Raw genomic sequence first — 22,997 nt, forward strand, 5'->3', positions numbered from 1 at the left:
ACGACTGCACGTTCAGAATTCGACTTCAACCCGCTCCCAAAGCTCGGAGGTCTCGCGATCCGTCACGATCCGGAATGCCTCGGAGAAGTCACGGGCAGCAAGAACCACCGAGCGGTGCGGATGACGTCGCGCCTTCTTCGTCGTCCTTGCCGGTGCGGTGACGACAGTCACGCTCGGCCGGAAGTGCTCGATTAGCATTGGGTTGAAGTTAGCGATCGATCCGTGGTGCGGGAGCATCAAGGTGCCTACGTGCTCGGCCACGTCTGCAAAGTGCTGGCAGAAAGCGTTACAGCGGTCTTCGTCCGCCAGCTCAGCATCCCCCGCGGCAAGCCACCCAGGTGCCGATGTCCACGGCCCTGCGTTGCTCCGCGCATTGACGTTCCGGCAACGGCCAGTGGGCCCGCTGTACGCGCAGAGCGACGCGTAGTTGAGCCCGCGGCCCAACGACCGGTAGGCGCGTGCAAGCTTCGCACGCCAGCTGCGATTCTTCAGACCATTCCGCAGCCACGCCTGGTCGCGCAGCAGGTTGCGATGGCGCGCATCAAGCTCGAACTCTCTGAGCGCGGCCTGCTCAAAAACCTGGAGGTTGGTGGCCTCGTCAGAAACGAAGAACCTGAGCCGCCAGCGTGCGCCCCCGAGGAAAGCATGCGCTTCGGTATCGTCGCGCATGTAGGAGACACCCACGGGTGCGCCGCGAGGCCGTGGGCTCCGTTGGAACTTCAAAGGGGGACGGTCATCAACGTGCTCGGGCGGTGGTTCATCGAGCTGCCGCGGGGGCCCTGCCTCTCCCTCCCGGTTGCCTCGAACGACCAACACCACCTCGCCTGCGCCTCGATCGATGAACCAGGCGGCGGGATCGACGGACATCGCCAGGGCAACCGGTGATGCTCCGTCAAGCGCCGCGGCGACGTGCAGTAGATGCTCAACAGGACGGAGGTATGGCAGGAAGACATACCTGGGGGTCAGACTTGCTAGCAGCACGTCAAGGCCGGAAACATGATCCGAGTGAAGGTGGGAAACGATGAGCGCGTCAATCTCGTTCGTGGGCAGGGAGTCGGCGTAGACCTGGGCAAGCCGATCGCAGCGTGACCGCCGCACCGCACCGCAGTCGTACACGTAGCGAATACTGTTCGCTCCGTCACTCACGACGCCATCATGAAAGCAGCCGTGGCCGACTGGGTGCTGCGTGCGGCAATGATGGATTGTGGGCATGGTGAAGCCGCTGTGCATTCTACCGATCAACGTGGGATGGGCCCCGCGCGAGTTTCCCGAAAGGTTTTGGTCGCGTTTTCGGCCGGGGCAAACAGGGGGTGCCCTCCCCCATACCTCTTCGCGCGAGGCCGATCTCGTCAATCGTCGTGGTAGTCATCGTCGTCACTCGCGCGAGCAGCCTCTTCGGCCCGCCGCCGACCAACGCTGCGCAACACGCTGCCTTCGAGGTTCTGTTCGAAGAGCGGCCTGAGCGTGAACCGGACGTTGCCTCCGTCAAACGTGCCGCGCCCATCGTAGCTCTCGACGACCTTGACCGGCGCAGGCTCTTCACCCGCGAACGTGGTCGTTTCGAAACGAATGAGTCGGCCTGCGCCAACATTCGCGACGGCCGAGAGTTCCCCCAAGGCAGCGACCTGGATCAGCGGTGAGTTGCGGATAGCCTGGAGCACGAAGACACTAGGCAGATGCTTCTCGGGGAGAATGAATTCGCGACCCAGAATGTCGTCGAGCAGAGCACGTACCCTGCCATCGGCTTCAGCTGACATGCGGATGGATTCCCCCTTCGCGAATTCCGTCTTGTTGCGCGGGGCCAGCAGCGCTCGAACGTCGCTCATCTGGATGTCGAGCGTGATGCCGCTCTCGGCTTCGAAAGCCTCCAGCTCACGCGAGAGGTCGAGCGTCCCGCCATCGCCGTCCGGGTTCAGCGTGGGCATCACCTTGGCCAACGCATTGACGATGGGCGCGAAGCTCTCGACCTGGTGGAGCTGGTGATGCTCCGCGATGGCATTCACCGCGTCACTCGCCGGCCCGAGGACGAGCACATCGCTGCCCTTGGCCCAGACCCACGGCTCCTCTTGGCGCTTCTCGTGCGAGCGGTAGCTGCGCCGCTCTTTCGCCTTCTCGGGGAACACACGCTCAAAGGCGTCTTGGAGCGCCCGGATCTTGAGCTGCTCCGGAGAAGGCCAGTCCCCCACGTTTTCGAGTCGAAATGTGACGACCCGTCCTTCGGCGTCGGCCTGGCGAATCGCACGAACGCACGGGTCGTTTTCGTCGAGGGGATGGCGGTGGGGATCTCGCCTGGGATCGACGCTCATCCGTTCCCTATACGAGCGCTCGGTGGCCTCGTCCGGCACCAGTGGCATGCCGTCGTCGTCGTGGAGCTTGGGCGGCAGCTGCGGGATCAAGTCTGGTAGGGCCACGAGCCGGTACCCTGGCTTTGCTGGCTCGACCTGGGTGGTGTGCACGTCGGCCCCTTTGAAGAAGTCGTGGTCGCGATCGTTGGGCACGACCACGAACGCGTTTCAAGCGCTCTTCGCCGCGTCCCTGAGCGCCTCTCGGACGCCACCATTGCTGTCGGCCCCGTCTACCTGAGTGCACTTGTACGCGCCCGACTCTTGGCGCTTGAGCAAGAATGCCGCGACCGGTTCGGCCAGTTGGGGGTGGAGTACGAGCGCCGGGCGGGCCAAAGCGGCGTCGATCAGCGCGCGAAGCTTCTCAGGCGTCCAGCCCAGCGGCTCGGCCAAGCCGGAGAGTCGATCCTCCTTCTCCTCCAGGAGGAAGTCGTACCCGTCCTGTTCGTCGTGCATGAGCTTCGATAGTCGGGTCACGTACGTGCTCGGGCTGCCGTTCCCGACCCGCTGGCACCACTCGTGTGCCAACGTCTTCTGCTGCCACCCCAGTTCTCCCAGCCGCGCCTGAATCGCCCTTGCCAAAGCCGTCATTGAAAGTCTCCCTTCCCCGAGCAATCTGGGTTGCCCGCAAGCCGAGCGCGAGCCGAAACTCTTGCTCGCAACTTGAACGCGGTCGGCTCTCTCGGGCATTCCGGAAGGCCCAGTTGCTCGCTACGGCATGCGGCGTGACGCGTCGCGTGCAGGCGGGCTGGCGGTCACCGTTGACCCTGGGGGCGCTGTGGTTAGGTTGTCGCCCGCACTGCCAGGTTGGGCCGTGTGTTTCGTCGATGGTGCCAGGCGATCCGCCTTCGTGGCCGTAGCCAGCAGCCCCGTCGAGGAGGGTATTCAAGTGAGCATGGTTCTGAAGATAGGCGACAAGATTCGAGTTCGTGGCCCCTATGCGACTTGGCATTACGGCATGTACATCGGCCGGTACTTCGATGACCGACGTGGCTTGATCGAGCACGCCGTCGTCCACAATTCGAAAGTGCAGCACGGCGTGGTGATCGACAGCCTTGCGCGCTTCTCCGGCGGGAAGCAGGTCTTCATCGAGGGCCGCGCGGCTCCAGGGTATGAGAACGTCGTCGCGCAGCGTGCTCTCGCGCTGGTCGGCACCAAGTACGACCTGCTGGGCTTCAACTGCGAGCATCTTGTGAACCTTGCCCAGACGGGCGAGCACAAGAGCCAGCAGCTACGCAACGCCGTCGGCGTCGCGGCCGTGGCGGCCATCGCGGCCGCGCTCGTTTCGTCGGGCGAGCGGCCCCGATACGATCGCAAGACCAAGCGCTGGCGCAATGCTCAGGGCCAGTTCGTGGCTCATTGACCTCTCGATGGAGTCTCACCGCACGCGGGTGTACAGATCGCACGTGCGGCTTTTCCGCGGCCTGAAAGAACCGCATCTACCCGAGAGGGTTGGCGACGGGCAGTCTGGCCCCTGGATCGGCACCGACTTCACGGACTGTCCCTTCACCGCCCTGCTGTACGCGCAGGGCCGCCGCGGAGTCCTTCTCGTCGTTGACGTTCCCGAGCAGGGCCTTCGGGTGAGCGAAGAGTATTGGCGCGGCGTCGGCGCGAAGCGGCTGATGGTGTGGGGCAAGTTCGAGCGCTTCATCGTGGCCATGATCCCCGCCAAGGAGCTGCGCGCGCACGTCAGGAAGAAGGGCGTCGTCACCACGAGCGAGAGCTTCAAGTCGGAGCTGCTGAAACGCGCCATCGACGAGTGGGTCGCGGGCCACCACACAGAGTCGTCGGTCACGCGCTGAACAGGTTGCGCAAGCCCTTCTGGGATGCCGACTGCTCCAGGAGGCCCGCCATCGCTTTCACATCGATCGTTTCGAGAATGCGGCGTTGGGCGTCTTTCGCCAGCGCAACCTTCTTGGCTTTAGCTCGTTCGATCACGATGCATGTCAGCTCGTACTGGCCGAGGTCGCGGACTTTTCGCAGCGCCCACTCGGCAACCTTCAAGTCCTTGATGTAGCGCGGCGACGACTTGAATCCGGCGATGATCTGCGGGCTGTCGTGCTCGACCACACGGGCCAGTAGATCGATGTGGGACAAGGAACCGGGATGAAAGACGGCGTTCCGAAGGGCCAGAAGGGGTGATTGCTTCCGGTGTCGGTCAGGATCGTCTTTCTTGGCCACCGGCTTGAATGTGTCACCCTGGCCATGGGCGTGCGCAGTGGCCAGCATCTCGGCGACGAGGGCACAAGCGCAGGTCAGATCGAACGCCGCCTCGTCGCCCTTCTCCAAACGCTCGACGTGTGATTCGGCCAACGCCACGATCCCGCTCACGCCCCACGGCCCCGGATCGTCGCGCCACCCCTTGGTCTTCTTGGTCGGGCGGGTGCCGCCGAGGAGCAACTCGTTCTGGCGTTGCACCACCGCGTCGTCGAGAGCCTGGACGCACTTCGGCGATGCCAGCCAGGACTTCTCGAACAGACCGAGAACCTGCTCAACGTCCGTTCGGGCGTACACCGTTCGCCGCGGCCAGCTTCACCAGGATCGTTGATCGGTCATCTCGGGCTCGCGCGGCCGCCTCTGCGCCGAACCGTGCCCGGACTCGTGCATGGGCCAGCTCGCCAAGCTTCGGCTCGGCCCGATACACATGGCGGCCGTCCTTGGCGAAGTAGACAAAGTAATACGGTTGCCGATCCGCGAGGGCCGTCGTGTGGATGTACGTGAGGGCGGCGGCGAGAGACAGCGGCCGCCACTTTCCTTCCAGGTACATCAAGGTGAGCGCTTCGAGCTTGCCCCCAGGCTTCGCGTGCGGGTCGAGGAGAATGGCTCCGGTCGGCTCGTAGTTGGGTTGCCGCTTCAGCTCACTCGGATCACGCACCCAGTAGCCCGTAATCTGGTCGGGCAGCTCGCGTTCGCGGCTGCTGGATGTCAAGCGCGTGGTCGGGGCGTGCAGCATCGGTACGCAGGAACTGTAGCACGAAGACGCCACGCCGATCCTGGCCGCGGTCAAGCCCGCGCAGCGCCCTATCTCCGACCAGGCACACGCTTCTTGCGCGGAACCACTCGCTCTGCCGCCTTGACGATCGGGGCTGCCGGGAACGGAAACGCGGCCTGCGTCGGGCGCTTCGACTTCGCCAGCGGTGCGCGAGGGAACGTCACATTGACCTGCTCTGCCGGCGGATAGTCGATGCCCGTTCCCTCCAAGAGCTGCTCCACGGTGACGACCTGCAAGCGCGGGTAGCTCTTGTTCCAACCCGGCGACTGGTAGAAGCCTCCGCTGGCCGCTTCTCGTCGCATGGGCTGGGTCGGCTCTCGCAAGGTAATGAAAACGCCGAGCGCCGCTTGCTCGCGGTCGATCACACCCCGTAGGTCGCGCACGTCCGCGACCGAGGTGCCGCCGCTCTTCACCGAAAAGATGATCTGCTTCGTCCGCGCGTTTGGCCCAACCTCGTCGTGGAAGTAGAGCCGGCCGTCAACGCCGCGGTCTGCCCCTTTCTGTTCGACGACCGGCCGGGCCCCGACGAGCCCAAGCGCCCACCACTGGAATTGGTACGGGTTCAGCTCGGCCAGGGCCTCCGCGTCCGGCAGCGATACAGGCTCGCCCACTGCTTCGCCGACATCGACGCCCAGAGAGTCTTTCATCCGGCGCTTGATCAGGTTGATCGCGAGGTGCGTGATGTCGATGCCGACCCACTGTCGCCCAAGGCGGTGCGCGACGGCGACTGCTGTCCCGCAGCCGCAGAACGGGTCGAGCACGACATCGTCTGGGCTGCTGCTTGCAAGGATCACCCGTTCCAGCAGCTTCTCGGGTTTCTGTGTTGGGTAGCCGAGTCGCTCCTTGCCGCTTGGTGGGATGATGCCAACCTCCCAGACGTCGGAGAGCGGCGGGCCAAGCGACTCCTCTTCTTCCGTACTTGGCTTTCGATGCCCGCTCGAAAAGTCCGCCTTCTGCTTCTTCGTGCCGTACGTCTTGATCGTCGATTCGGCCAGGGGCTCGTAGCCGTAGAGCACGTGGAACGTTCGCTCCGGGGCCGCCGACTTGCTGTAGAAGAGCAGCACGTCGTGCATCTTCTGGAACTGCCGCGCCTTCGCCGGCCAGCGGCGGTAGCGCCAGATCACCTCGTTCCGAAAGTTCGCCGGCCGGAAGATCGCGTCCATCAGGACTTTCAGGTAGTGGCTCGCGACGGGATCACAGTGCAGATAGATGCTCGCGCTTTCCTTCATCACGCGATGTAACTCGACCAAGCGCGGAGCCATCATGGCCAAGTACGCGAGCATGTCGGACTCGCCGAACACGAGCCGAAAGGCTTGCAACGCCTCCGAGACCTTGCCGCCGCCCTCGACGAGTTCGTGATACGCGCGCGCGGCAGCCTCGTCCCATTCCCAGGTGTCCTTGAATGCCTTTACCTGCGCGGCTGACCGCGTCCCGTCGTGCTCGCGGAAGAGCACGTTGTAGTCCTTGGCCGAATTGAACGGCGGGTCGAGGTAGACGAGATCGACGCTTTCGTCAGCGAGGTAGCGCCGCAAGACGTCCAAGTTGTCCCCGTAGTAGAGCCTCCCCTTCGAGCCTTTCGCCACCACGCGAGGATCGTACGGAGGCCCGGCTGGAGATGGCCAAGTTCATGGGGGGAAGGGGCCGCTCGCTTGCCGTATGCTCCAGGAGGGGCCTCCTGCGATGGTCGCCGGAAAGCGCGACCATGCGCGCGTCGGCAGCGCGCCCCGTCCTTCCTTGTCCGACCCCATCTTGACGCGCGTCGGCATGGAGCGAGCCTGCGGGAAAGCGAAGGCGGGACGCATGCAGTTTCCAGCAGAACTTGTCGAGATCGAACAGGCTCTACTCCGCCAGGAGGTCACCGCGGCGCGCGCAGCGGATCTGATCCACGCCTTCAGGTCGAAGCGCGGCGCGCCGTGGACTTGGAAGGAATGGAAAAAGGAGCGCGCAGCACTGATCGGGAGCGAGTGCCGGCAGTGCAGCTCCACCGACGGTCCATTCGTGCTTCAGCATCTCGTGCAGTTGGGCGGCCTCGGTCATTACGTGTACGCACTCTGGGTCAAGGAGCCGGAGTTCCAGGCCGAGCGCGCAGCGCGGGCGGCAATTGGCAAGACGGAGAAGCCGATTCGCCGCGAGGCATGCCCGAGCTGCGAAAGAACGACCATCTACTTCCGCAGTCGCAGCCGGACGTGGAAGTGTAGCGCGTGCAAGCACGAGTTCACCACACCGACCAAGGTGATGGCTCTATCGCCCGAACAGAAGCGACGGATCGCTGCGCGAAAGCAAGCCGCGTTCGAGGAATCCAAGCTGGACTACCAGAGCAGGGCATGGGACGCAGTCGGTCATGAGGCGGTGCTGAAGTGGCTGGCGCACTACCGCGAGTACCTTGCGTTCACCCATGCCACGACATTCTGCAAGCGGTGCGCCTTCCTCTGGGACGAGATCGGTAGTCGCGTGTGTCGTAGCTGCGGGTACAGATTCTTTACGGGATTCCACTTCTGCCCCAAGTGCGAGACCGCCGCGCCGACGCGCGAAGAGTTGCTCGCCCGTCAGGCCGGCGCATAGTGATGTCCGTAGTGGCCCCCAGAAGCCCAGCGCTCCGCGACCCCGAGCCCTGGAAGACCATCCACAACACCCCATTCTCCCATTGGGATCTCTGGCTCCTCGTCTGCTCCCTCATCGGCGAAGCGACCGGCCTCGACGGCATCGAACGAAAGCTCCGCGATCGCATCAACGCTCCCGGCGGCCATCTCCGCGACGACTCCGAGGCCAAGCTCTCGCACCTCGACGATCTCCGCGCCCGTCTGGCCATGCTCGGCATGCAGCCCGAGGACATCGCGCTCGAAGAAGCCCGCGACAAGAAGATCGTCAGGAAGGCCCGCACCAAGATCTTCGAGGGCACGGCCAGCTTGAAGGACTTCTCCGAGCCGATGCGAAACACGCCTCGCGCTCGGCTTTCGGCGCGGGCCATGAGCGGCCGGTGGGACAAGTTCCCCGTCTCGCCGGCGTCGTTCGCGTCGTCGCTGTTCGAGATCGTCCACGCTCGCGATCATCACAGCGTCGGCCAGAGCTTCACCCTTGCCAAACGGCTCGCGAAGGCGTGGCGATCAGCCGCGGAGAAAGCCGACCAGAATCCAGAGCAATCGCTCGCCCTCCACCGCGCGATGCTCGCCGTCTGTCACGCGGCTCAAGAGCGAACGAACGACTCATGCGGTGCCGTGGGCGAGGTGTTCACCGCCGCCATTCGTGCGTACAGAAGCGTCCCCTGGGAGCAAACCGGCATCGCGCCCGAGATCTACCTGCGCGACATCATCGAGTTCGCCGTCTGGGAGCAGTACGGCCAAGGCGACGAGCTGGAGGAGCTGTTCAAGGCCGTCGATCCCAAGCACGGGGATCTGGCCGTGCGGATCTTCGCCGGGACGGTGGACGAGCTGGAGAGCTTCGGGCTGTTCGAGTACCAGGTGCAGTCGGCTCGGGCTCATTGGACTGCCCTCTTGGTCGGGCTTGGGCGGTTCGACGAGTTCGTTGCCTTGGCGAACATGATCGGCTCGTCCCAGTGGAGGCCCATCGTGACCATGGCCGAGGCCGCGATGAAGGCGAAGAAGGTCGAGCTGACGATGGCGATCTTCGGTGCGGCGAACAAGCGGGGGATGCACCGAGCGGTTTTGGCCGAGGAGTGCGAGCGGGTGACCGGTGAGAAGATGCCGAGCGTCGGTCTGCTCGTTGCTTCCAGCAAGGCACCACCGTAGCCTCACCCGATGCCGATCACTTTGACCTTCGACATGAAGAAGTCGGTCAGGGACACCAACGAGCACCTTTACCTCCGCAGCGCGTTCGAGCGGTTCGGGTGGAGGCGAGTCGGCGGCAGTGCCTTCGTCTACGAGGGAAAAGACTGGCTGAACGAAGCTATCCCGGCACTGATGTTCTTCCGGTCGTTCGTTGCAGCGAGGCAGAACGAGCTGACGAGTTTCACGATTCAGTCATCGAGTTTCTCGACGAAGAGCGAGGTTCGAGCGGCCGAGGATCTGGTACTGAAGAAGCCGACCAATGCGCAGTGCCATGCAGCCGATCTTCGTGAGTTCGTAAGCGCATGCAGCAAGGCAATTCGACGTCCAGGGCTGAAGCGAGGGCCACGATCTGGGTAGGTGATCGCTGGCGAGCGCACCTGCTACGCTCCGTCCCAGTGGCCCGCCGACCTCCCGACGAGCAAGCGCTTCACGACCGAGTGATCAGCGCCATCTTCCAGCAGCTTCAGGACGCCGGACGACTCGCCGAAACCAATCCCGGCCCGCTGCGGATGGTGTCGGTCTGCGGCCACTACCCCGACGTGATGGCCGCCCTCGTTCACGAGCGAACGGACATCGTGCAGGCCATCTACGAAGTCGAGACGTGGAGCACGGTCGAAGAGCGCCACGCCGAGCACCAGTGGGTCGCGTTCGCCAGCCTCGCGTTGCCGTTCTTCTTGGTCGTGCCCGAAGATTGCCTCGACGACGCGCGACGCATTGCTCGGGAGCTGGAGGTCGAAGCGACGCTGGTCGGTTTCACCGAGCGCGAGGACGGGATCATCTCGTTCGACTCCGAGATCGTCCCGCCGCTGTAGGCTCAGCGCTTCTTCAGGTGATCGAGAGCGCCTCAACCTGTCTGACGACCGTTCCTGTCGCAGGTGTGGAGTTGACTTTCGTCAAGGGCGGGACCTCAGTGACCACGACTGCCCTCTCCCGCACGAGAAGATCGGTTAGCATGGGCGTCGGGAGGCGAAGATGTCGCGAGCGCTGGCCGTTGGCCTGATGGTCGGGGGAGTTCTTCTTTGCACAGTGCAGTGCGGCGGGGAACGGGCCGACGAAGAGCGGTCGCAGGCGCGTTCGGGAGCGCCGCTCGTCTCGGACGCTATTCTCGCTCGTGAGCGAAAGTTCGATGCAAGCGGCACGCTGCTGAGCGAGTCGTTCATCGACACACCGAGGTCTGAGAAGTTCTGGAGCGGCCTGGAGAATGGCTTTGCGCCGGACGGCCGAAGGTACGTCTCTATGGCCGGCGCGAGCTGGGACGGCAAGGTCGAGACCCGCTATCAGCAGTTGTACTTGTCCGGCGACCCCCCATCTCAAGACTGGGTGGTGCTGGCGGGGAAGCCGAGCGGTGTTCCTGCGGGCCCCGCCAAAGGGAAAGTCCTGAGCCCGGAACTGTTGAGCGTTGTTGCCGGTGGCACCAAAGAGTTGATCCCCGTGTTCATCGGCTTCGCGCACAAGCCGACAACGCCGCTTGGTCCACACCCCTCGCTCCAGTTCTCGTGGCTACCCGAAACGGAGAAGTTGCAGCTGCACGAGCAACGCATCAGCGCGCGGCAGGCAGAGGTGGAGCAGATGCACAAATCGCTGCGCGCGTATCTGCTGGAAAAGAGCGCGGTCGAGGTGGAGAGTGTCTGGCTCACGGGCAACATGTTCGCGCGCGTTCCAGCGGCGGCCCTTTCCGACCTGTTGGCCCGCAACGACGTGGTGGCGGTCGAGATGATCCGACCCGTGCCACCCACGTCAGAAGGCAAGTGGGATGGGAAAGACATGAAACACGCGACCGGACTGAACACCGGCAAGTACATGGACAACAACTACCACGGGGGATACGTCAACCCCGCAACGGGCAACAAGCTCCGAATCGCAATAATTGACAGCAACTTCGACTACAACCACCCCGGGTTCCTGACGGCGGCGGGTGGCGCAACGCGAGTGGTCAGCACCTGGAACTGCGCCGTGAATCCGTGCGTGCCAGGACTTCCCCCGCCAAGCGGTGCAAATCATGGTTCGGCGGTGGCGGGACTGGCGGCGGGGGATCTGCGGGACGGACAGATGGGTGGCACTTCTGACTGGCAACTCGATCGGACGGGTATTGCCGAAGAAGCGGACCTCGTCCTGATTGACATCTCGCCCTCCAACGCGTGGTTTGCGCGAGGATTGCAGAAAGCCGTCGAGTTGTCCGCGGACGTGGCCGTCGGGACGATCGGCGGGGACGCATCGCCGTGCGATGGCGACGCTGGGGACTGGGATGACGCGATCTACTCGGCCTACACGGCGAACACGCTGGTCGTGGCCTCGGCAGGGAACGCCGGCAACGTGAATCCATGGTGCACTTTGGGGAACGTTGCCGACAATCTTTCTGGCTTCACGGTAGGGGCGCTCGGCAACTTCACGAGCGATATCACCTACCAGAACTACAGCACATCGGACTTGTGGTCCGTGTCGTCTACAGACGGGACAAGCCGGGGTGGAATCAATGTCACCATCAACGGTGGGAGCTTTCCCGGCGTCGTGAGCGCGGTCTCCGCGATGGCACCCGGATGCCCGCAGTATATGTTCGTCTATGACGACTCGATCGTAGAGCCAGAAATCTGTGGCACGAGCTTCTCCACACCCCAAGTGGCGGGAGCCGCGGTTCTGGTGAAACACTGGAACCTCGCGACGCAGGGTAACTTCATCGTTGGCGGTCGCGGGCGGCTCTTCGCGGCCTTGCTCCCGATGACGGATCGTGCCAATGGCGCTGCTTCGTACCGCACGTGGGGCTTCGACCCTGTTTGGGGCGGCGGTCGCTTCCAGGCTCGAATGTACACTCCCGCCGATCATCCCTCGGGCGTGTACGCTTGGGGTACCACTGCCTTCAGACTCCGAACGGGCCAGATTCAGGACATCCTTGTGAACGGAGCCGGGAACGAGCCCTCGTCGTTGAACCAGTTCAAGGTCTACGCGGTGTTCTTCGAGAGCGATGGGCAAGACATCGCTGACATCGATGTATACGTCGGCGACAAGGACTGCGGCTCCGGAAGCGTGCAACTTGGCTCCGACATCAGTCGGGACACGAAGTCAATGGTGCGATTGTCGGGCGCACAGGCAGCGGGAAAGGCACTCTGCGTCAGGGTCTACGGGTACTACGTGCCCGCCGCGGATGTGGCGCGCGAAGTAAACGTGTTCTGGTACTACTCGGCCGACACGGCGATGCGGTGAGCAACATGAAGACCGCGATCTGCGCGATAATCTTGGTCCTGTCCACCGCCTGTTCAACGTCCGACGACGCATCGACACCCCGCGATGCGTCCTCTGATGACGGCGTCTCCGAGGTCTCGACGACGGATGGCTCCGACGCGGAAGGCGACGCGAGTGGTGGCAGTTCGGGGGATGCCGGGGTAGAGGACGCCAGCGATGCGGGCCAGGACGTCGATTCAGGCGAGCCAAACCCAATTTGCGAAGGACTCGACGAGCCAACGTGCAAGAACACGCCAGGGTGCATCGCCCTGAAGGGCCAGCAGTACTCGACCGGAAAGTACGGCTTCGCCGGCTGTGCCCACTGGTGCGCAGGCTCCACGTCTCCTACGTGCGGAATCGCTCCCGACAAGTCCTGTTGGCACTTCGTCGATGCCTGCGTGCCGGACGGGTGGAAGCTGATCGAATTCTGCTCGTCCCCGGCACAATGCACGACTAGCTCGGACGCCGCGGCGGATTAGGACGCCTGCCTACTCGCCCTTCGTTTTCAACTTCGAATCGTTCTCCCGGATGAACGCCCGGATCTCGTCGGCCATGTCCAAGAGCTTCGCCCACTGCTCCTTGTAGAGCGTGACCGGGAAGCGACCGAGGCCGTACACGGAGACGCCGCCCTTGTCGGACACCTTGAGCGAAACGGTGCGGGTCTTCGATTGCTTGAGCCGCTCGTTCTCGGCGCGGAGGCGTTCCAGCTCGGCCTTGAGATCTTCGTCGGTCATGGCGGTTTCTCTCCTCTACCGGAAATTCTCCTTCTGCCCGAGCGCCCCGCACTTGCGACACTTCCCGCTTCGGAACGCCTGGTTGGTGCACTCGCCGTCGCCGCCACGATCACACCCAACGTTCCCGCACTTCTTGCAGCGATAGAGCAACCCGCTGCAAGTGCTCTTCCCGCGCTTCCCCGGACAAGCTGCCATGACGTCCCTCCTAGTGGTGTCGCATCGTATCGGAACGCGTTCTGGAAGCACAGGTGAAGGGGCCGCGGTCGGAACTTGAACGACAGGCCGTCGGTGGACTGTGCCAGGTTCGACCAGTATCGTGACTACGTGGCCGATGTCGCTCGCGACCCAAGCTTCCTCGCCGCCGCGATCACTGCGGGCGGCGGGGAAGAATCCATCACGCAGTTCTTGGCCGGCCTGCTGCACGACAAGGAGCTGCTCGCGGCCTACTTGAGCGCCGTGCTGCCCGAGGCCAACGCCTTGCCGCTCGACGCGGTCGTCCGCGCGGAGGACGAGGACGGCAGCGAAAAGGGCGTTCCCGACATCTCCATCACCGTGGACTCTCGGCTGCGCCTATTGGTCGAGAACAAGCTTGGCGCGCCGTTCACTGACAACCAGCCGCACGAGTACGTCAAGACACTCGCCACATGGAAGCGCGAGAATCCAGCTGGCGTCGCTGCGCTGGTCTTGCACGCACCGGAAGGCAGACTGCCCCACTTACTGGGCGAGACGAGCGCCCGAATGGGGAGTCGCGCGGCAGCACTGCCGCAGGAAGGAGAGTCCTACGGCGGCGTTCTGGTCAGGGCCATGGGCTGGTCTGCAATGGAACGCTTGCTCGCGTCCCACTTGGCCACGGTGACCGACCCAGTCTTCGAGTTTCTTCTCCGGTCGTTCTTGTACCTGTTGCGACCGTCTGCTCAAGCAGTCGCGAAACCGCTCACCAAAGACCACATCATGCACCTCACCAATCGTGCCGTCCTCGAAGCGATCACCGCGGCCGAAGACCTGCTCCGGGACGTTCGAGCCCTGCTGAACAGGAGCCACAAGAGCGAGATCAAGTGCGAGATGGACGGGCAAGGAGTCGCTGTCTGGCCGAAGAACGCAGACGGCAAGCCCGACAAGGCGAAGGAGTTCTACGTGGGCCTGTACGCTCGCGTCGCGGCGCGCTTCGGCACCAGTCCGTTCATTGTCCAGCTCACCGGCGATGACTACGTCAACATCGAGGCAGTTCGTGCGAGCGGCCGGCGCGTCGTGGAAGGGGCCGAGCTTCAGGTCTTCGACTGGGTGGAGCGACCCATTGTCCCGATTGACTTGCTCGCCGACCTCGACCCTCCAGAGCAGGCGAAGAGAGTGGCCAATGAGATCGAGGCTGTACGGACAATCGCCCTCGGGAAGACCCACCGGCCGTAGCTCGATCGCCAAGACTGAAGTGGCCGGTCTCAGCCACACGTGCAGCCGGCGAAGAGCAACAATTGCATCCGTGTCTCAAGGGGGAGCGACGCCGAACGTGGCGCGCTTGCACTCCGGCCCGCATTCCGGCCCGTTCGGATAATAGTTGTCGTATTGCACTTCAGCGTCCCCACTGCCGAGCAGCGCGCCGGTCTGCTGGTCCTTCACCCTGAGGCGGTAGCGGTCACCCTGGTGGGGCTTAGGTGTCCCGAGGCTCGCGTCGCCCGAAACGACCCATGTCCCGGCAGGAGTCTTGTACTGGAAGCAGCAGATCACGTCCGCAGGCTCGGTGGTTCCAAAGTTGGCGCAGTTGTTAGGGCCCAGGTACCCGCTGCCGCTCTCGCACTGGTCGTTGAAACAGAACTCGATGACGACGGGGCCCAGCGCGTCCGTAACCTCTCCTGCGAACGATGCCCCATGGAGGCAGCCCATCGCGTGGCACTCCGTGTACTCTTCGCTGCATCCGACCGCCCCCGTGACGACGACGGCAAGCGAGCATGAGAAGCACAACCGGCCCAACATGCCCGAAGTGTACCACTCAGCGAAACGCCAGCTGACGGACTCCGGCCAAGAGGTATAATTCCCAGCGTGAGCGACGGCCCTTACCGCACCGCAGCCGAAGTCGTCGAAGACGTTGTCTCCGAGATGGCCGAGCCAGAGATCGACGACGAGATCGTGCCCGTCGTGGTCGCAGGTTCCGGCGCAACGGCCTGGGACCTATCCGAACCAACTGGGCTTGGCATCGTGGTGCGCGCCATGGCCGGACTGCTGAGCATGCTCGCGCTCCTCGTAGCTACTTTGGTTGCGCTGCGCTGAAACGCACCAGCCAAGGGCCAAGCCGCGGAGCTTCAAGAACAGTCGTTACATTGGGTGGAACATGAAACCCCCCGCAATCGCGCTGCTCAACCCGATCATCGCCGACAAACAGTACGAGGGCATGTTCGACGGGGATCCGCGGATCGGGGAACTTGCGGAGGCCCTCGTCGGTCGGATGGACTCGTCTCTCTTCGACGAAGAGGTGATCCACGCGGTCAGGACGGCGGGGCAATCGCTCTCGTTCTCCGCGATGACCCAGGCTCTCGAACAACTGTACGACTACGCTGACCGGAAACAGATCTGGCTCGGAGATCCGCATCCATCGTGAAGGGGCGTGCAGACCCGGAGTCCCCCGAAGGCGCTCAACAGAAGCGGGGGGATGTTCGCAGACTGCGCCGCTGAGGTCAGGAGCCCGACGTTGGGTCGGCTGGCGGGAGCAACGGCTTCAGTGGCTCTTCGAAGTCGAGTATCCGCTGGGCTTTGATCACGAACCCGAGGTTGCTGGGAATGCTGGTCTTGGAGATCGCGCGCTGCTGCGTCGGCACATCGACGACTTGAATCGTGCCGTCGGCCATGTACTGCGGCCCGGCGTAGAGAACACCCAGCAGTTTGAACCGCGTGCCGATCACCGTACCCCCATCCTTCTTGCAGTACATGCCCTCGTTGAGCAAGAGGATCGGGGAGCCGCTTGAACCGGGAAAGCACGCGGCATCCACAACGAACTCACTGCGTCCGTTGTAGTCGAGTCTCGGGTGGGTCGCGCTGATACCCCTTCGGAAGATGGGCATGTTGTTCAGCGGATCCCAGATCCCCGCCGGGTAGCCGACCATGATGATGTCCTCTACCGTCGCCAAGTCATCGAGATCGGCGAGGGTGGGGATGAGCGATCGATCAAGAGGAATGATCCATATCTTCTTCCCCTTGGCTTCGGCTTCACGGTGAAGTGGGGCCGTCGGCATTATCGCCAGGTCAATTCCCTTGTCAGGGTGCCGAATCCACCGGGTCGCGAAGTCCGGCAACTCGACCGTGACGTGCTGGCCCGACGGGCCACCGGTACCGTCGTCCAAGTGCACTTGGAAGCGACCGACCTGCGCACCTTCGACGACATGCCAGTTTGTCACGATCGCTGGAATGTGGGTGGAGCCCCTCTCCAGAAACCGGAAGAAGAACCCGGTGCCGGTTCCGCGGCCCCCATCCTTGTAGTCGCACTCGATCCGCACCGTGCTGTAGCTGAGCTTCTCGGTAATCGAAACCGGCAAGGCCATCTTCCTGTGGGGAGACTAGCACGCCGCAGCGCTCCGCTCGGTCGGTTGCCGCCATTCTCTGAAAGGTTTCGGCCTCGATCTCGGCAACTCCGATCAGGCACCGGGGCAGTGGACCTCTCGCGCGCGGTCCGTCTTGCAGAGCTGCGACGCTCTGCGAGCAGTGCTCGGTTGTCGCTGCGCTCCAGACAGTCGCACGCGAGGCCGGTGATCAGGAGCGCGGGGAGATGGATATATTCCTTTGGCGAGGGAGGTGATGGTGGCCCAGGCCAAGGCCAAGCCTTGGCCTGAGAGGGAGGGATGCGACTCAAGTTCGAAACTCCCGAAGTCGAAATCACCGAACCGCTCGCGTCCCAACAGATGGGCATCCGCGAGCAAGACATGCACATCGTTTTGGATCTCTTGCGCAACAAGTTGTACAAGGATCCAATCAGGGCCTGCGTTCGTGAGTATCTCTGCAACGCACGAGATGCTCACCGTGAAGTTGGTACGCCGGAGAAACCTGTCAGGGTTACGTTGCCGACCGAGCTGGCGCGACAGATCGAGTTCAAGGACGAAGGGCCTGGCATCTCTCCGCGACGAATGGGCGACATCTTCCTGAACTATGTCGCTGCGCTCCGAGCCAAGGCTCCTGGCGCGTCTACCAAGCGTCGCTTCATCGAGGTCACGCCATGAACGACGACACCGAAGGCGCGGTCGTTTCCCTACTCGTGCTGCTCGATCTGATGAAGTGTCCGGGCCGCATTCGGATTGGCCACTCCCGTCAAGGCTACATGGCCGACGTGATCCTTGAAGAGAACGGCGAACTCACGGTCAGCATGGAAACCGGGAACGGAACCACGGTCGGCGACGCTCTGCACGGGCTGCTGGGGGCAATGCAATGCGACGACGACCCGTAACCGACGTCGAGGAGCTGCTGGTGCTGGCGCTCATGGTGCTCTCAAGATCAAGCAACAGGAGCTGCCTCTGCCTCGCTCACGAAGATGGCCAGTATGTCGTTGATGTGCTCGTCTTCTCCGGGGATGGCCAGAAGATCGAGCTTGTCCAGCGCGGCGAAGGCAAAACGGTGGGGCAAGCGTTGAGAGTCGTGCTTTGGCGGCTGTCGAAGGCGCGCGTCGGAGACAGCCCGAGTTGAGGCTGGCCCGTCGCTCAGGGCTCGCGACGACGAACTCGACGCTTCTTCGGTCGGCCTCGCTTGGGCGGCTCAAGCTTGGCGTCTCGAAGGAGGCGACCCACCGGCACATCCAGCGCGTCGGCCAGAGCCAGCAGCACGCCGACGGAGATGTTCCTCGTGCCGCGCTCGATCGATTGCACGTAGGTCAGGTGAAGGTCGGTCTCCTCGGCGAGCTTCTCCTGAGTGATGCCCTTCGCTGTGCGGATCCGGCGCACGTTGGCCGCGATGCTTTCGAGAGCCTTTGCAGTGCGGTCGGGCACATGGCTCGACTACTCGCGAGGGCAATTCTGAATAACAGCCGATAGTCTGGTTTTGCTTGACGGCCTGATTTTCGGGCCGTTACGCTTTGATTGGGCGGGGTGCGCCCGCTCGGGAGAGACGAAGATGTCCATGATCAGAATGGCTGCCGCGCTGGCGGTCGGGGCGACGATGCTTCAGGTGTCCGTGCTCGGCTGCGGGTCGGACGACAGCGGCGGCGGCGGGAGCGGCAACACCGGCGGCGCACAGACGGGAGGCACGGGCGGTGCCGCCACGTGCACAGCGGGGGACACTCGGTCATGTACTGGCCCAGGTGCATGCCAAGGCGGCCAGACGTGCGAGCCAAGCGGGACTTGGGGAACGTGCGACTGCGGGAGCGGCGGCGGCGGGGGAGCCGGGGGAACAGCTGGTTCCACGAGCGGCGGCGCGGCCGGCACCGGAGGTGGCGCTGGCGCTGGTGGTACTGGTGGCTCTGGCCCAGCACCGACCAAACTGGCAGACGTCAACGGTACGCCAGGCAACCTTGCCGTTCGCGGGTCAGTCGCCTTCTTCACAAGCGAATCTTCGGGCGCGTGGGACATCAAGAAGTGCGACCTGAGCAAAGCCTGCGCCGGTGGGCCGACCTCTCCCGAGACCGGCGTTGCCGAGCCCAAAGCCCTCGGCAATGACGGAAGCGGCAATCAATACGGCCGGAGCAGCGCGTCTGGCGTCCATCTGAGCCTCGTAAGCAACGGCCTCGTTCAGGTGAGCGCGGCTTCGAGCTTCGGTCTCGCCTTCGGCGGTCAAGCCCCTAATCAGGCGATCGTTTGGGGTGAGGCTGCGACGGTGTATGCGTGCCAAGGCGATCTGAGCAAGTGCGCCTCAAGCAAGGTCACTCTCGTCCAGGCGATGGCGCGTGCGGTGGCGCTTGACGACACGTCGGCGTACTGGGCTGGCTACGACACCGGGGCCATCGGGCAATGTCCAATTGCAGGCTGCGCAGGGAACCCGACCATCATCGCCTCCGGCCAGACGCAGCCTGACGCGCTCTCGGTCAATGGCATCCACGTGGTCTGGCGCACGAACAACTCGATCCTGACCAAGTGCACTTCGACGGGCTGCTCAGCAACGCCCACGGTGCTGGCCTCCTCCCAGGACGACGCGACGGTTCCGTCCAGCGTGGTCGCGCAGGGCGGCGACGTGTTTTGGACGAACCCAACTGCGGGAACGGTGATGAAGTGCCCGGTCGCCGGATGCTCAGGCAAGCCCGTCGTAATCGCCACTGGCCAAACCAGCGCGGCCGGCATCGGAGCAACTACGACAGCCGTGTACTGGCTATCGACGTCGGGCCTGATGTCCCTCCCTCGGTGAGCGTGGAAGAAACCCCGCTGCCGAAAGCCGGTAGGAGCACGCCCATCCCGTGGCCACCCTGCGCATCGAGCGCCACTGCGACTGCGACGACATCGACCAAGCAAAGCGCGCCGTCGAAAACTACCTCGCGGCCATCGGATACGAGCTGACGGACGAGGACGACAAGCGCCTCACGTTCAAGTTCACCGGCGGCAAGTGGTACGCGACGAAGCTCAGCAACGCGACCCACAAGCTCAAGGTGCTCTTCACGGGATCGTCGGTGCGCGTCGAGTTTGGTCACTGGCTGAGCGGGGAAGCTGACCTGGAGAAGTGCCGCGAGGACTTCAACCGCACCGCCAAGGGGATCGCCCGTGCCATCGACGCGAAAGCGGAGCGAAGGGCAAAGAAGCGTGCCGCCAAGAAAACCAAGAAGAAGCCGACCGGAGTGCGGCGGCACACGATCGAACGGCAGGTCGTCGTCGTGCGGTGCAAGTTCTGCCAGAAGCTCACGCCCGTGGATCTCGAAAAGTGCAAGAACTGCGGCGCTCCAAAGTTCTGCTGAGCGTCCTACTGGTTCGGTGATTGAATAGGAAGAGGTGGGGATGATTGGATTGCGCGCCCGGCCGAGGCCGGAGCGCGTTTCCCTTCTTCCCCTCGCCGTCCGCTTCACCTCGCGTTCGCCGCTCGCCGCTGGTTCTTCGCCCACTTGCCGAACCTGGCGTGAAGCGGCTTGCCGATCTTGCCGTACCGGCCTTTACCCCTGATCGCGTTCTGCACAACGGACTTGCTCACCTGGAACTTCTTGGCGAGGTTCTCGTACGTGTACTTGCCCGTGGAGTAGAGCTGGCGCGCCTCGTCCACGTTCTCCTCGGGCAATGATGCCGAGATCTTGGACGCAGCAATCGGCGGCTCCACTTGGACACGATCGTACGGAGCGCACCCTCGGATTGCCCTGGAGATCAAGTTGATGCTGACGCCTCGCTCTTTGGCGAACGTCGTCAAGTCCTCGCCGTTTCGATGGCGGCGACGAAAGCCCGCAACTTCGTCATCGGTGAGCAGCCGAGGTGTGGGCCGCGTCGCTTTGATCCATCCGTTTTCTCGGCGCGGTAGTTGTCGCCCGACCTTGGCGTACGCCCCGAGCCCGCAGATTGCTTTCTCTGCGACGTAGGGAGTGACGTCAAACCTCTCGGCGAGCTGGGCGTACGTGTACTCGCTGGTCGCGTACAGTTGCCGCGCTTCCTCGACTTGCTCAACGGAGAGGTAGCACTGCTTGTCGTGGTGGTTCTCGGCCATCCTCGCCCGCGACTCCTTGGAGTGACGCCGGCCGTGGAAGGGGTTGCGCCGGCCCGTTCGCTTGGCGGCCTTCCCGCTAAGGAGCTTCCGAACGCGATCCGAGTGACGCTTTCCCCAGAAGGGGTTCTTGTTGCCAACGTACTTACCCTTTCGGCGCTCGCTCATTCGACGACGTACAGCAGGGCTCGCCTTCCAGCCGGGCACGCCATCACCGCCATCGGTCAGGTTGTACCCATGGTCTCGCTCGTTGCTCCGGTACTTCTTGATGTAGTCCTTCTCGGCCTGCATCCAAGCATCGACTTCGTTGTCGTCGAACGTGTGGATGATGTCGAAGGAGAAGTTGTCGCGGCCATGTTTTCGGATCGCGCGGTGGAAGTACGGCTGGAACCGCTTGTTGTCCTTCGGGCCTTTCTTCGCGGCCGCGAGGTGCTGATTCCACCTGTGCGTCGGCGGGTCGAACTTCGTCTTCCCGATGTAGCGTTTGCCGTTGATCTTGTTGGTTGCGGAGTAGATGTAGAGTGCCATACGGGCATGCAGGGAAATGCCCAGCATGGCCACCGCGGACTTTCGGCCTACAACGAGGGGTCTCAGGGAAGGTTACGGCCCGTTCACCATGACGCGCTCGATGAACCACGCCTCGACCTCTGCGAACTCCGACTTCGCCACCATCTCCGCCACCGACGCCGTCCACAAGTGGGAGTGGCGGGCGAAGTAGATGCCGATGGTCTTCAGCTCCGGCAGCTTCGCACCGGAGCGGCGAGCCGCGCGAGCGAGCAGCAGGTACCCAACGACCTGGCGGATGTCGGCCTTGTCGATGATGGCGTCCTGCTTGACCTTGATGTCGAGCAGCATGTCGCCGGTGATCACGTCAGCATCGGCTCCGCCCACTGCCTGCGAGAATTCGCCGAACGTCGGGTTCAGGCAAGTTCGTCGCTTCTTGAAGCTTGCCCAAGGCACGGCATCAAGCATGGTCACGATCTCTTCGAGGTCGCTGGCCTTTGGCTTCACGAAGAGCTTGTCGTGGCGGCCGGCTCGGTAGATAGCGTCCAGACGAGCGAGACGGAACGCGTGAGCCGCGAGCTTGAGCTTCGTCGGCGATCGAGGTGATGGGTTTCGGACGTACCTCTTGGTGAACGCCCGTGCATCGCGAATTGCCGCCTCGACTTTGCGAATCGTCGGGCCAAGCCTTCGAGTGCGCCTGTACGGAAGACCGGCCGCTCGAAGTATGCGAGCGAGCGTAGGCGAGACCCTTGCTCTGCGCTTCAGGTTTGCCAAGCCAGCCTCGGCGACCCACGACTTCTGCTGGACTCGGCCAATGCGGCGCTCCAGCTCGATCCGAAACGCGTAGTCAAAAGCGGTACCAATCGTGCGCCGAATACCACCGTCATCATTGCGTGGTTCGACGATGCGGACGACTCGCTGGTTACGCTGATAGTCGGGCAGTATGCGGTTCAGCTCCTGCTTCACGTCGGGAAGATTGACGAAGTCGAGCAGGCTCATGGTCGTCAGGGACGCGCCGGCAGGCCAGTTATCTCGTGCGCTCGCTCCAGGAGCAGGTGTAGCTCTTGGATGTCCTGCATCATTGCGACGACCCTCACCCGTTCGGTGTTCATCGTCGCGATCAAATCCTGCTTGCCGACGTGAGCGACGTAGTCGGGCGGGATGATCACTTGGCGAGCACGTTCAGCACCGATCGACATCTGCGCGACATGGGTGACGCCTTGGGTGGCATTGGCCAGCACCGTGGTCGGCGTGAGCGCCACCAGGACGCTGGGCGTCAGCGGCATTCCAATGCACATGCTGAACCGCGTCGGCGCTCGCTCATCAGGGAGCGGCAAGCCGAAGATGCCTGTTGACGGAAAGAAGAGTCGGTCGGGGTCGCCAACGGGGATGAGCATGAGCTGGAACCGCTGCACCGAGAGTTGCACCATGTGGTCGAGGGCTGCTTCGCCAAGCTCGAACAGGTCGGCGTTGGACAGGCTAGGAACGGGCCCGTCGAAGGCTTCCGAAGCTCGCGCGCCCTGGATCAGCACGAGGAGGTACAGAGCGCGATACGCCGCCCAATCATCGATGTTGACCGAGCGCGTGCCCACCGGCGTGCTCAAGAGCCGTTCGCGCAACCGGGACACGGGAGTCTCGATGTACCTGTTGAAAGCCTTCTCCGCCCCGTCCGTGTTCAGGCCGGGAAGACAGAACACCTCGCCCGTCCCGCGGTGATGAAGGCGGCCGTTGTCGAAGTCGTAGTATTTGACTTTGCCGCTCTTGAGTCGCCACGGCTGGAGCAAGAACTCGCTGACGTAGTGATGCTGATCGGAGCCGGCCACGCCACGAGTAGTAGCGCGTCCGCGGG

29 protein-coding genes are annotated in these 22,997 nt (G+C 63.5%); 15 read left to right on the forward strand and 14 right to left on the reverse strand.

Going from position 1 to position 22,997, the window contains the following annotated elements:
- Positions 1 to 12: 12 nt before the first annotated feature.
- The 3 genes from HS104_11575 to HS104_11585 form a co-directional block, all read right to left on the reverse strand.
- Positions 13 to 1,146: an MBL fold metallo-hydrolase gene (locus tag HS104_11575; protein MBE7480606.1), complete on the reverse strand. Its 1,134-nt coding sequence runs from the start codon at positions 1,144 to 1,146 to the stop codon at positions 13 to 15.
- A 203-nt stretch (positions 1,147 to 1,349) separates the two neighbouring features.
- Positions 1,350 to 2,504, reverse strand: a complete 1,155-nt coding sequence (locus HS104_11580; protein MBE7480607.1) for a hypothetical protein — start codon at positions 2,502 to 2,504, stop codon at positions 1,350 to 1,352.
- Between the two features lie 9 nt (positions 2,505 to 2,513).
- Positions 2,514 to 2,933: a hypothetical protein gene (locus tag HS104_11585; protein MBE7480608.1), complete on the reverse strand. Its 420-nt coding sequence runs from the start codon at positions 2,931 to 2,933 to the stop codon at positions 2,514 to 2,516.
- Between the two features lie 304 nt (positions 2,934 to 3,237).
- Here HS104_11585 and HS104_11590 point away from each other — a divergent pair, with 304 nt between their 5' ends.
- Complete coding sequence (locus HS104_11590; GenBank protein MBE7480609.1) at positions 3,238 to 3,705, forward strand: lecithin retinol acyltransferase family protein; 468 nt, start codon at positions 3,238 to 3,240, stop codon at positions 3,703 to 3,705.
- A 217-nt stretch (positions 3,706 to 3,922) separates the two neighbouring features.
- Positions 3,923 to 4,144 carry a hypothetical protein gene (locus HS104_11595; protein MBE7480610.1) on the forward strand — a complete coding sequence of 74 codons (222 nt, stop codon included), beginning with the start codon at positions 3,923 to 3,925 and terminating at the stop codon, positions 4,142 to 4,144.
- On the opposite strand, the gene HS104_11600 is transcribed toward HS104_11595, so the two are convergent.
- The 3 genes from HS104_11600 to HS104_11610 form a co-directional block, all read right to left on the reverse strand.
- Positions 4,134 to 4,856 carry a hypothetical protein gene (locus HS104_11600; GenBank protein ID MBE7480611.1) on the reverse strand — a complete coding sequence of 241 codons (723 nt, stop codon included), beginning with the start codon at positions 4,854 to 4,856 and terminating at the stop codon, positions 4,134 to 4,136. The genes HS104_11595 and HS104_11600 overlap by 11 nt on opposite strands.
- Positions 4,834 to 5,295, reverse strand: coding sequence for a hypothetical protein (locus HS104_11605; GenBank protein MBE7480612.1), 462 nt, complete (start codon positions 5,293 to 5,295; stop codon positions 4,834 to 4,836). The genes HS104_11600 and HS104_11605 overlap by 23 nt, the downstream gene beginning before the upstream one ends.
- Before the next feature lie 68 nt (positions 5,296 to 5,363).
- The gene (locus tag HS104_11610; protein MBE7480613.1) at positions 5,364 to 6,920 is read right to left on the reverse strand and encodes a restriction endonuclease; all 1,557 of its coding nucleotides are present in this window, start codon (positions 6,918 to 6,920) and stop codon (positions 5,364 to 5,366) included.
- A 94-nt stretch (positions 6,921 to 7,014) separates the two neighbouring features.
- Here HS104_11610 and HS104_11615 point away from each other — a divergent pair, with 94 nt between their 5' ends.
- The 6 genes from HS104_11615 to HS104_11640 all read left to right on the forward strand — a co-directional run bounded on the left by HS104_11615 (position 7,015) and on the right by HS104_11640 (position 12,814).
- On the forward strand, positions 7,015 to 7,896 hold the full coding sequence (locus HS104_11615; protein ID MBE7480614.1) for a hypothetical protein: 882 nt from the start codon (positions 7,015 to 7,017) through the stop codon (positions 7,894 to 7,896).
- A gap of 11 nt (positions 7,897 to 7,907) precedes the next feature.
- Positions 7,908 to 9,080 (forward strand): hypothetical protein, encoded by a 1,173-nt coding sequence (locus tag HS104_11620; GenBank protein ID MBE7480615.1) that lies wholly within the window; start codon positions 7,908 to 7,910, stop codon positions 9,078 to 9,080.
- 9 nt (positions 9,081 to 9,089) lie between these two features.
- Entirely contained in the window at positions 9,090 to 9,476 is a 387-nt protein-coding gene (locus tag HS104_11625) for a hypothetical protein (GenBank protein ID MBE7480616.1), read from the forward strand.
- Positions 9,477 to 9,514: 38 nt separating this feature from the next.
- Entirely contained in the window at positions 9,515 to 9,931 is a 417-nt protein-coding gene (locus HS104_11630; protein ID MBE7480617.1) for a hypothetical protein, read from the forward strand.
- Between the two features lie 160 nt (positions 9,932 to 10,091).
- Positions 10,092 to 12,317 (forward strand): S8 family serine peptidase, encoded by a 2,226-nt coding sequence (locus tag HS104_11635; GenBank protein ID MBE7480618.1) that lies wholly within the window; start codon positions 10,092 to 10,094, stop codon positions 12,315 to 12,317.
- Between the two features lie 5 nt (positions 12,318 to 12,322).
- Positions 12,323 to 12,814, forward strand: a complete 492-nt coding sequence (locus HS104_11640; GenBank protein MBE7480619.1) for a hypothetical protein — start codon at positions 12,323 to 12,325, stop codon at positions 12,812 to 12,814.
- 9 nt (positions 12,815 to 12,823) lie between these two features.
- Here HS104_11640 and HS104_11645 read toward each other — a convergent pair whose 3' ends face one another.
- Both HS104_11645 and HS104_11650 read right to left on the reverse strand, forming a co-directional pair.
- Positions 12,824 to 13,069, reverse strand: a complete 246-nt coding sequence (locus tag HS104_11645) for a hypothetical protein (GenBank protein MBE7480620.1) — start codon at positions 13,067 to 13,069, stop codon at positions 12,824 to 12,826.
- A gap of 15 nt (positions 13,070 to 13,084) precedes the next feature.
- Positions 13,085 to 13,264 (reverse strand): hypothetical protein, encoded by a 180-nt coding sequence (locus HS104_11650; GenBank protein ID MBE7480621.1) that lies wholly within the window; start codon positions 13,262 to 13,264, stop codon positions 13,085 to 13,087.
- Between the two features lie 129 nt (positions 13,265 to 13,393).
- On the opposite strand from HS104_11650, the gene HS104_11655 reads away from it, so the two are divergent.
- On the forward strand, positions 13,394 to 14,476 hold the full coding sequence (locus HS104_11655; protein ID MBE7480622.1) for a hypothetical protein: 1,083 nt from the start codon (positions 13,394 to 13,396) through the stop codon (positions 14,474 to 14,476).
- Positions 14,477 to 14,551: 75 nt separating this feature from the next.
- Here HS104_11655 and HS104_11660 read toward each other — a convergent pair whose 3' ends face one another.
- A complete protein-coding gene (locus HS104_11660) occupies positions 14,552 to 15,037 on the reverse strand; it encodes a hypothetical protein (GenBank protein MBE7480623.1) in 486 nt (161 codons plus the stop codon).
- 66 nt (positions 15,038 to 15,103) lie between these two features.
- Here HS104_11660 and HS104_11665 point away from each other — a divergent pair, with 66 nt between their 5' ends.
- A complete protein-coding gene (locus tag HS104_11665) occupies positions 15,104 to 15,331 on the forward strand; it encodes a hypothetical protein (GenBank protein MBE7480624.1) in 228 nt (75 codons plus the stop codon).
- A 61-nt stretch (positions 15,332 to 15,392) separates the two neighbouring features.
- Complete coding sequence (locus HS104_11670) at positions 15,393 to 15,659, forward strand: hypothetical protein (protein ID MBE7480625.1); 267 nt, start codon at positions 15,393 to 15,395, stop codon at positions 15,657 to 15,659.
- Positions 15,660 to 15,735: 76 nt separating this feature from the next.
- Here HS104_11670 and HS104_11675 read toward each other — a convergent pair whose 3' ends face one another.
- Positions 15,736 to 16,596: a trypsin-like peptidase domain-containing protein gene (locus HS104_11675; protein ID MBE7480626.1), complete on the reverse strand. Its 861-nt coding sequence runs from the start codon at positions 16,594 to 16,596 to the stop codon at positions 15,736 to 15,738.
- A 297-nt stretch (positions 16,597 to 16,893) separates the two neighbouring features.
- On the opposite strand from HS104_11675, the gene HS104_11680 reads away from it, so the two are divergent.
- Entirely contained in the window at positions 16,894 to 17,268 is a 375-nt protein-coding gene (locus tag HS104_11680; protein ID MBE7480627.1) for a hypothetical protein, read from the forward strand.
- Positions 17,265 to 17,492: a hypothetical protein gene (locus HS104_11685; protein ID MBE7480628.1), complete on the forward strand. Its 228-nt coding sequence runs from the start codon at positions 17,265 to 17,267 to the stop codon at positions 17,490 to 17,492. Before HS104_11680 ends, HS104_11685 begins: the two co-directional genes overlap by 4 nt.
- Positions 17,493 to 17,742: 250 nt before the next feature.
- Here the strand turns inward: HS104_11685 and HS104_11690 are convergent, their stop codons facing one another.
- The gene (locus HS104_11690; protein ID MBE7480629.1) at positions 17,743 to 18,027 is read right to left on the reverse strand and encodes a helix-turn-helix transcriptional regulator; all 285 of its coding nucleotides are present in this window, start codon (positions 18,025 to 18,027) and stop codon (positions 17,743 to 17,745) included.
- Positions 18,028 to 18,769: 742 nt separating this feature from the next.
- Between HS104_11690 and HS104_11695 the strand changes: the two genes are divergently transcribed.
- A complete protein-coding gene (locus HS104_11695; GenBank protein MBE7480630.1) occupies positions 18,770 to 19,375 on the forward strand; it encodes a hypothetical protein in 606 nt (201 codons plus the stop codon).
- A 49-nt stretch (positions 19,376 to 19,424) separates the two neighbouring features.
- Positions 19,425 to 19,916, forward strand: a complete 492-nt coding sequence (locus HS104_11700; GenBank protein ID MBE7480631.1) for a hypothetical protein — start codon at positions 19,425 to 19,427, stop codon at positions 19,914 to 19,916.
- A 104-nt stretch (positions 19,917 to 20,020) separates the two neighbouring features.
- Here HS104_11700 and HS104_11705 read toward each other — a convergent pair whose 3' ends face one another.
- The 3 genes from HS104_11705 to HS104_11715 all read right to left on the reverse strand — a co-directional run bounded on the left by HS104_11705 (position 20,021) and on the right by HS104_11715 (position 22,971).
- A complete protein-coding gene (locus tag HS104_11705) occupies positions 20,021 to 21,172 on the reverse strand; it encodes a GIY-YIG nuclease family protein (GenBank protein MBE7480632.1) in 1,152 nt (383 codons plus the stop codon).
- A 72-nt stretch (positions 21,173 to 21,244) separates the two neighbouring features.
- Positions 21,245 to 22,147 (reverse strand): hypothetical protein, encoded by a 903-nt coding sequence (locus tag HS104_11710; GenBank protein MBE7480633.1) that lies wholly within the window; start codon positions 22,145 to 22,147, stop codon positions 21,245 to 21,247.
- A gap of 5 nt (positions 22,148 to 22,152) precedes the next feature.
- Entirely contained in the window at positions 22,153 to 22,971 is an 819-nt protein-coding gene (locus HS104_11715) for a hypothetical protein (GenBank protein MBE7480634.1), read from the reverse strand.
- Between the last annotated feature and the right edge of the window lie 26 nt (positions 22,972 to 22,997).

It is taken from the genome of Polyangiaceae bacterium (assembly GCA_015075635.1).
In the GTDB taxonomy this organism is placed as follows: Bacteria; Myxococcota_A; Polyangia; order Polyangiales; family Polyangiaceae; genus JADJKB01.

What these genes read in the sequence shown, in the direction of transcription:
- HS104_11585 (MBE7480608.1), bottom strand. Translation starts at nt 2,933, where the DNA reads ATGACGGCTTTGGCAAGGGCGATTCAGGCGCGGCTGGGAGAACTGGGG.
- HS104_11640 (MBE7480619.1), top strand. Translation starts at nt 12,323, where the DNA reads ATGAAGACCGCGATCTGCGCGATAATCTTGGTCCTGTCCACCGCCTGT.
- HS104_11650 (MBE7480621.1), bottom strand. Translation starts at nt 13,264, where the DNA reads ATGGCAGCTTGTCCGGGGAAGCGCGGGAAGAGCACTTGCAGCGGGTTG.
- HS104_11710 (MBE7480633.1), bottom strand. Translation starts at nt 22,147, where the DNA reads ATGAGCCTGCTCGACTTCGTCAATCTTCCCGACGTGAAGCAGGAGCTG.
- HS104_11675 (MBE7480626.1), bottom strand. Translation starts at nt 16,596, where the DNA reads ATGGCCTTGCCGGTTTCGATTACCGAGAAGCTCAGCTACAGCACGGTG.
- HS104_11685 (MBE7480628.1), top strand. Translation starts at nt 17,265, where the DNA reads ATGAACGACGACACCGAAGGCGCGGTCGTTTCCCTACTCGTGCTGCTC.
- HS104_11670 (MBE7480625.1), top strand. Translation starts at nt 15,393, where the DNA reads ATGAAACCCCCCGCAATCGCGCTGCTCAACCCGATCATCGCCGACAAA.
- HS104_11590 (MBE7480609.1), top strand. Translation starts at nt 3,238, where the DNA reads ATGGTTCTGAAGATAGGCGACAAGATTCGAGTTCGTGGCCCCTATGCG.
- HS104_11705 (MBE7480632.1), bottom strand. Translation starts at nt 21,172, where the DNA reads ATGGCACTCTACATCTACTCCGCAACCAACAAGATCAACGGCAAACGC.
- HS104_11635 (MBE7480618.1), top strand. Translation starts at nt 10,092, where the DNA reads ATGTCGCGAGCGCTGGCCGTTGGCCTGATGGTCGGGGGAGTTCTTCTT.
- HS104_11680 (MBE7480627.1), top strand. Translation starts at nt 16,894, where the DNA reads ATGCGACTCAAGTTCGAAACTCCCGAAGTCGAAATCACCGAACCGCTC.
- HS104_11605 (MBE7480612.1), bottom strand. Translation starts at nt 5,295, where the DNA reads ATGCTGCACGCCCCGACCACGCGCTTGACATCCAGCAGCCGCGAACGC.
- HS104_11660 (MBE7480623.1), bottom strand. Translation starts at nt 15,037, where the DNA reads ATGTTGGGCCGGTTGTGCTTCTCATGCTCGCTTGCCGTCGTCGTCACG.
- HS104_11615 (MBE7480614.1), top strand. Translation starts at nt 7,015, where the DNA reads ATGGTCGCCGGAAAGCGCGACCATGCGCGCGTCGGCAGCGCGCCCCGT.
- HS104_11645 (MBE7480620.1), bottom strand. Translation starts at nt 13,069, where the DNA reads ATGACCGACGAAGATCTCAAGGCCGAGCTGGAACGCCTCCGCGCCGAG.
- HS104_11625 (MBE7480616.1), top strand. Translation starts at nt 9,090, where the DNA reads ATGCCGATCACTTTGACCTTCGACATGAAGAAGTCGGTCAGGGACACC.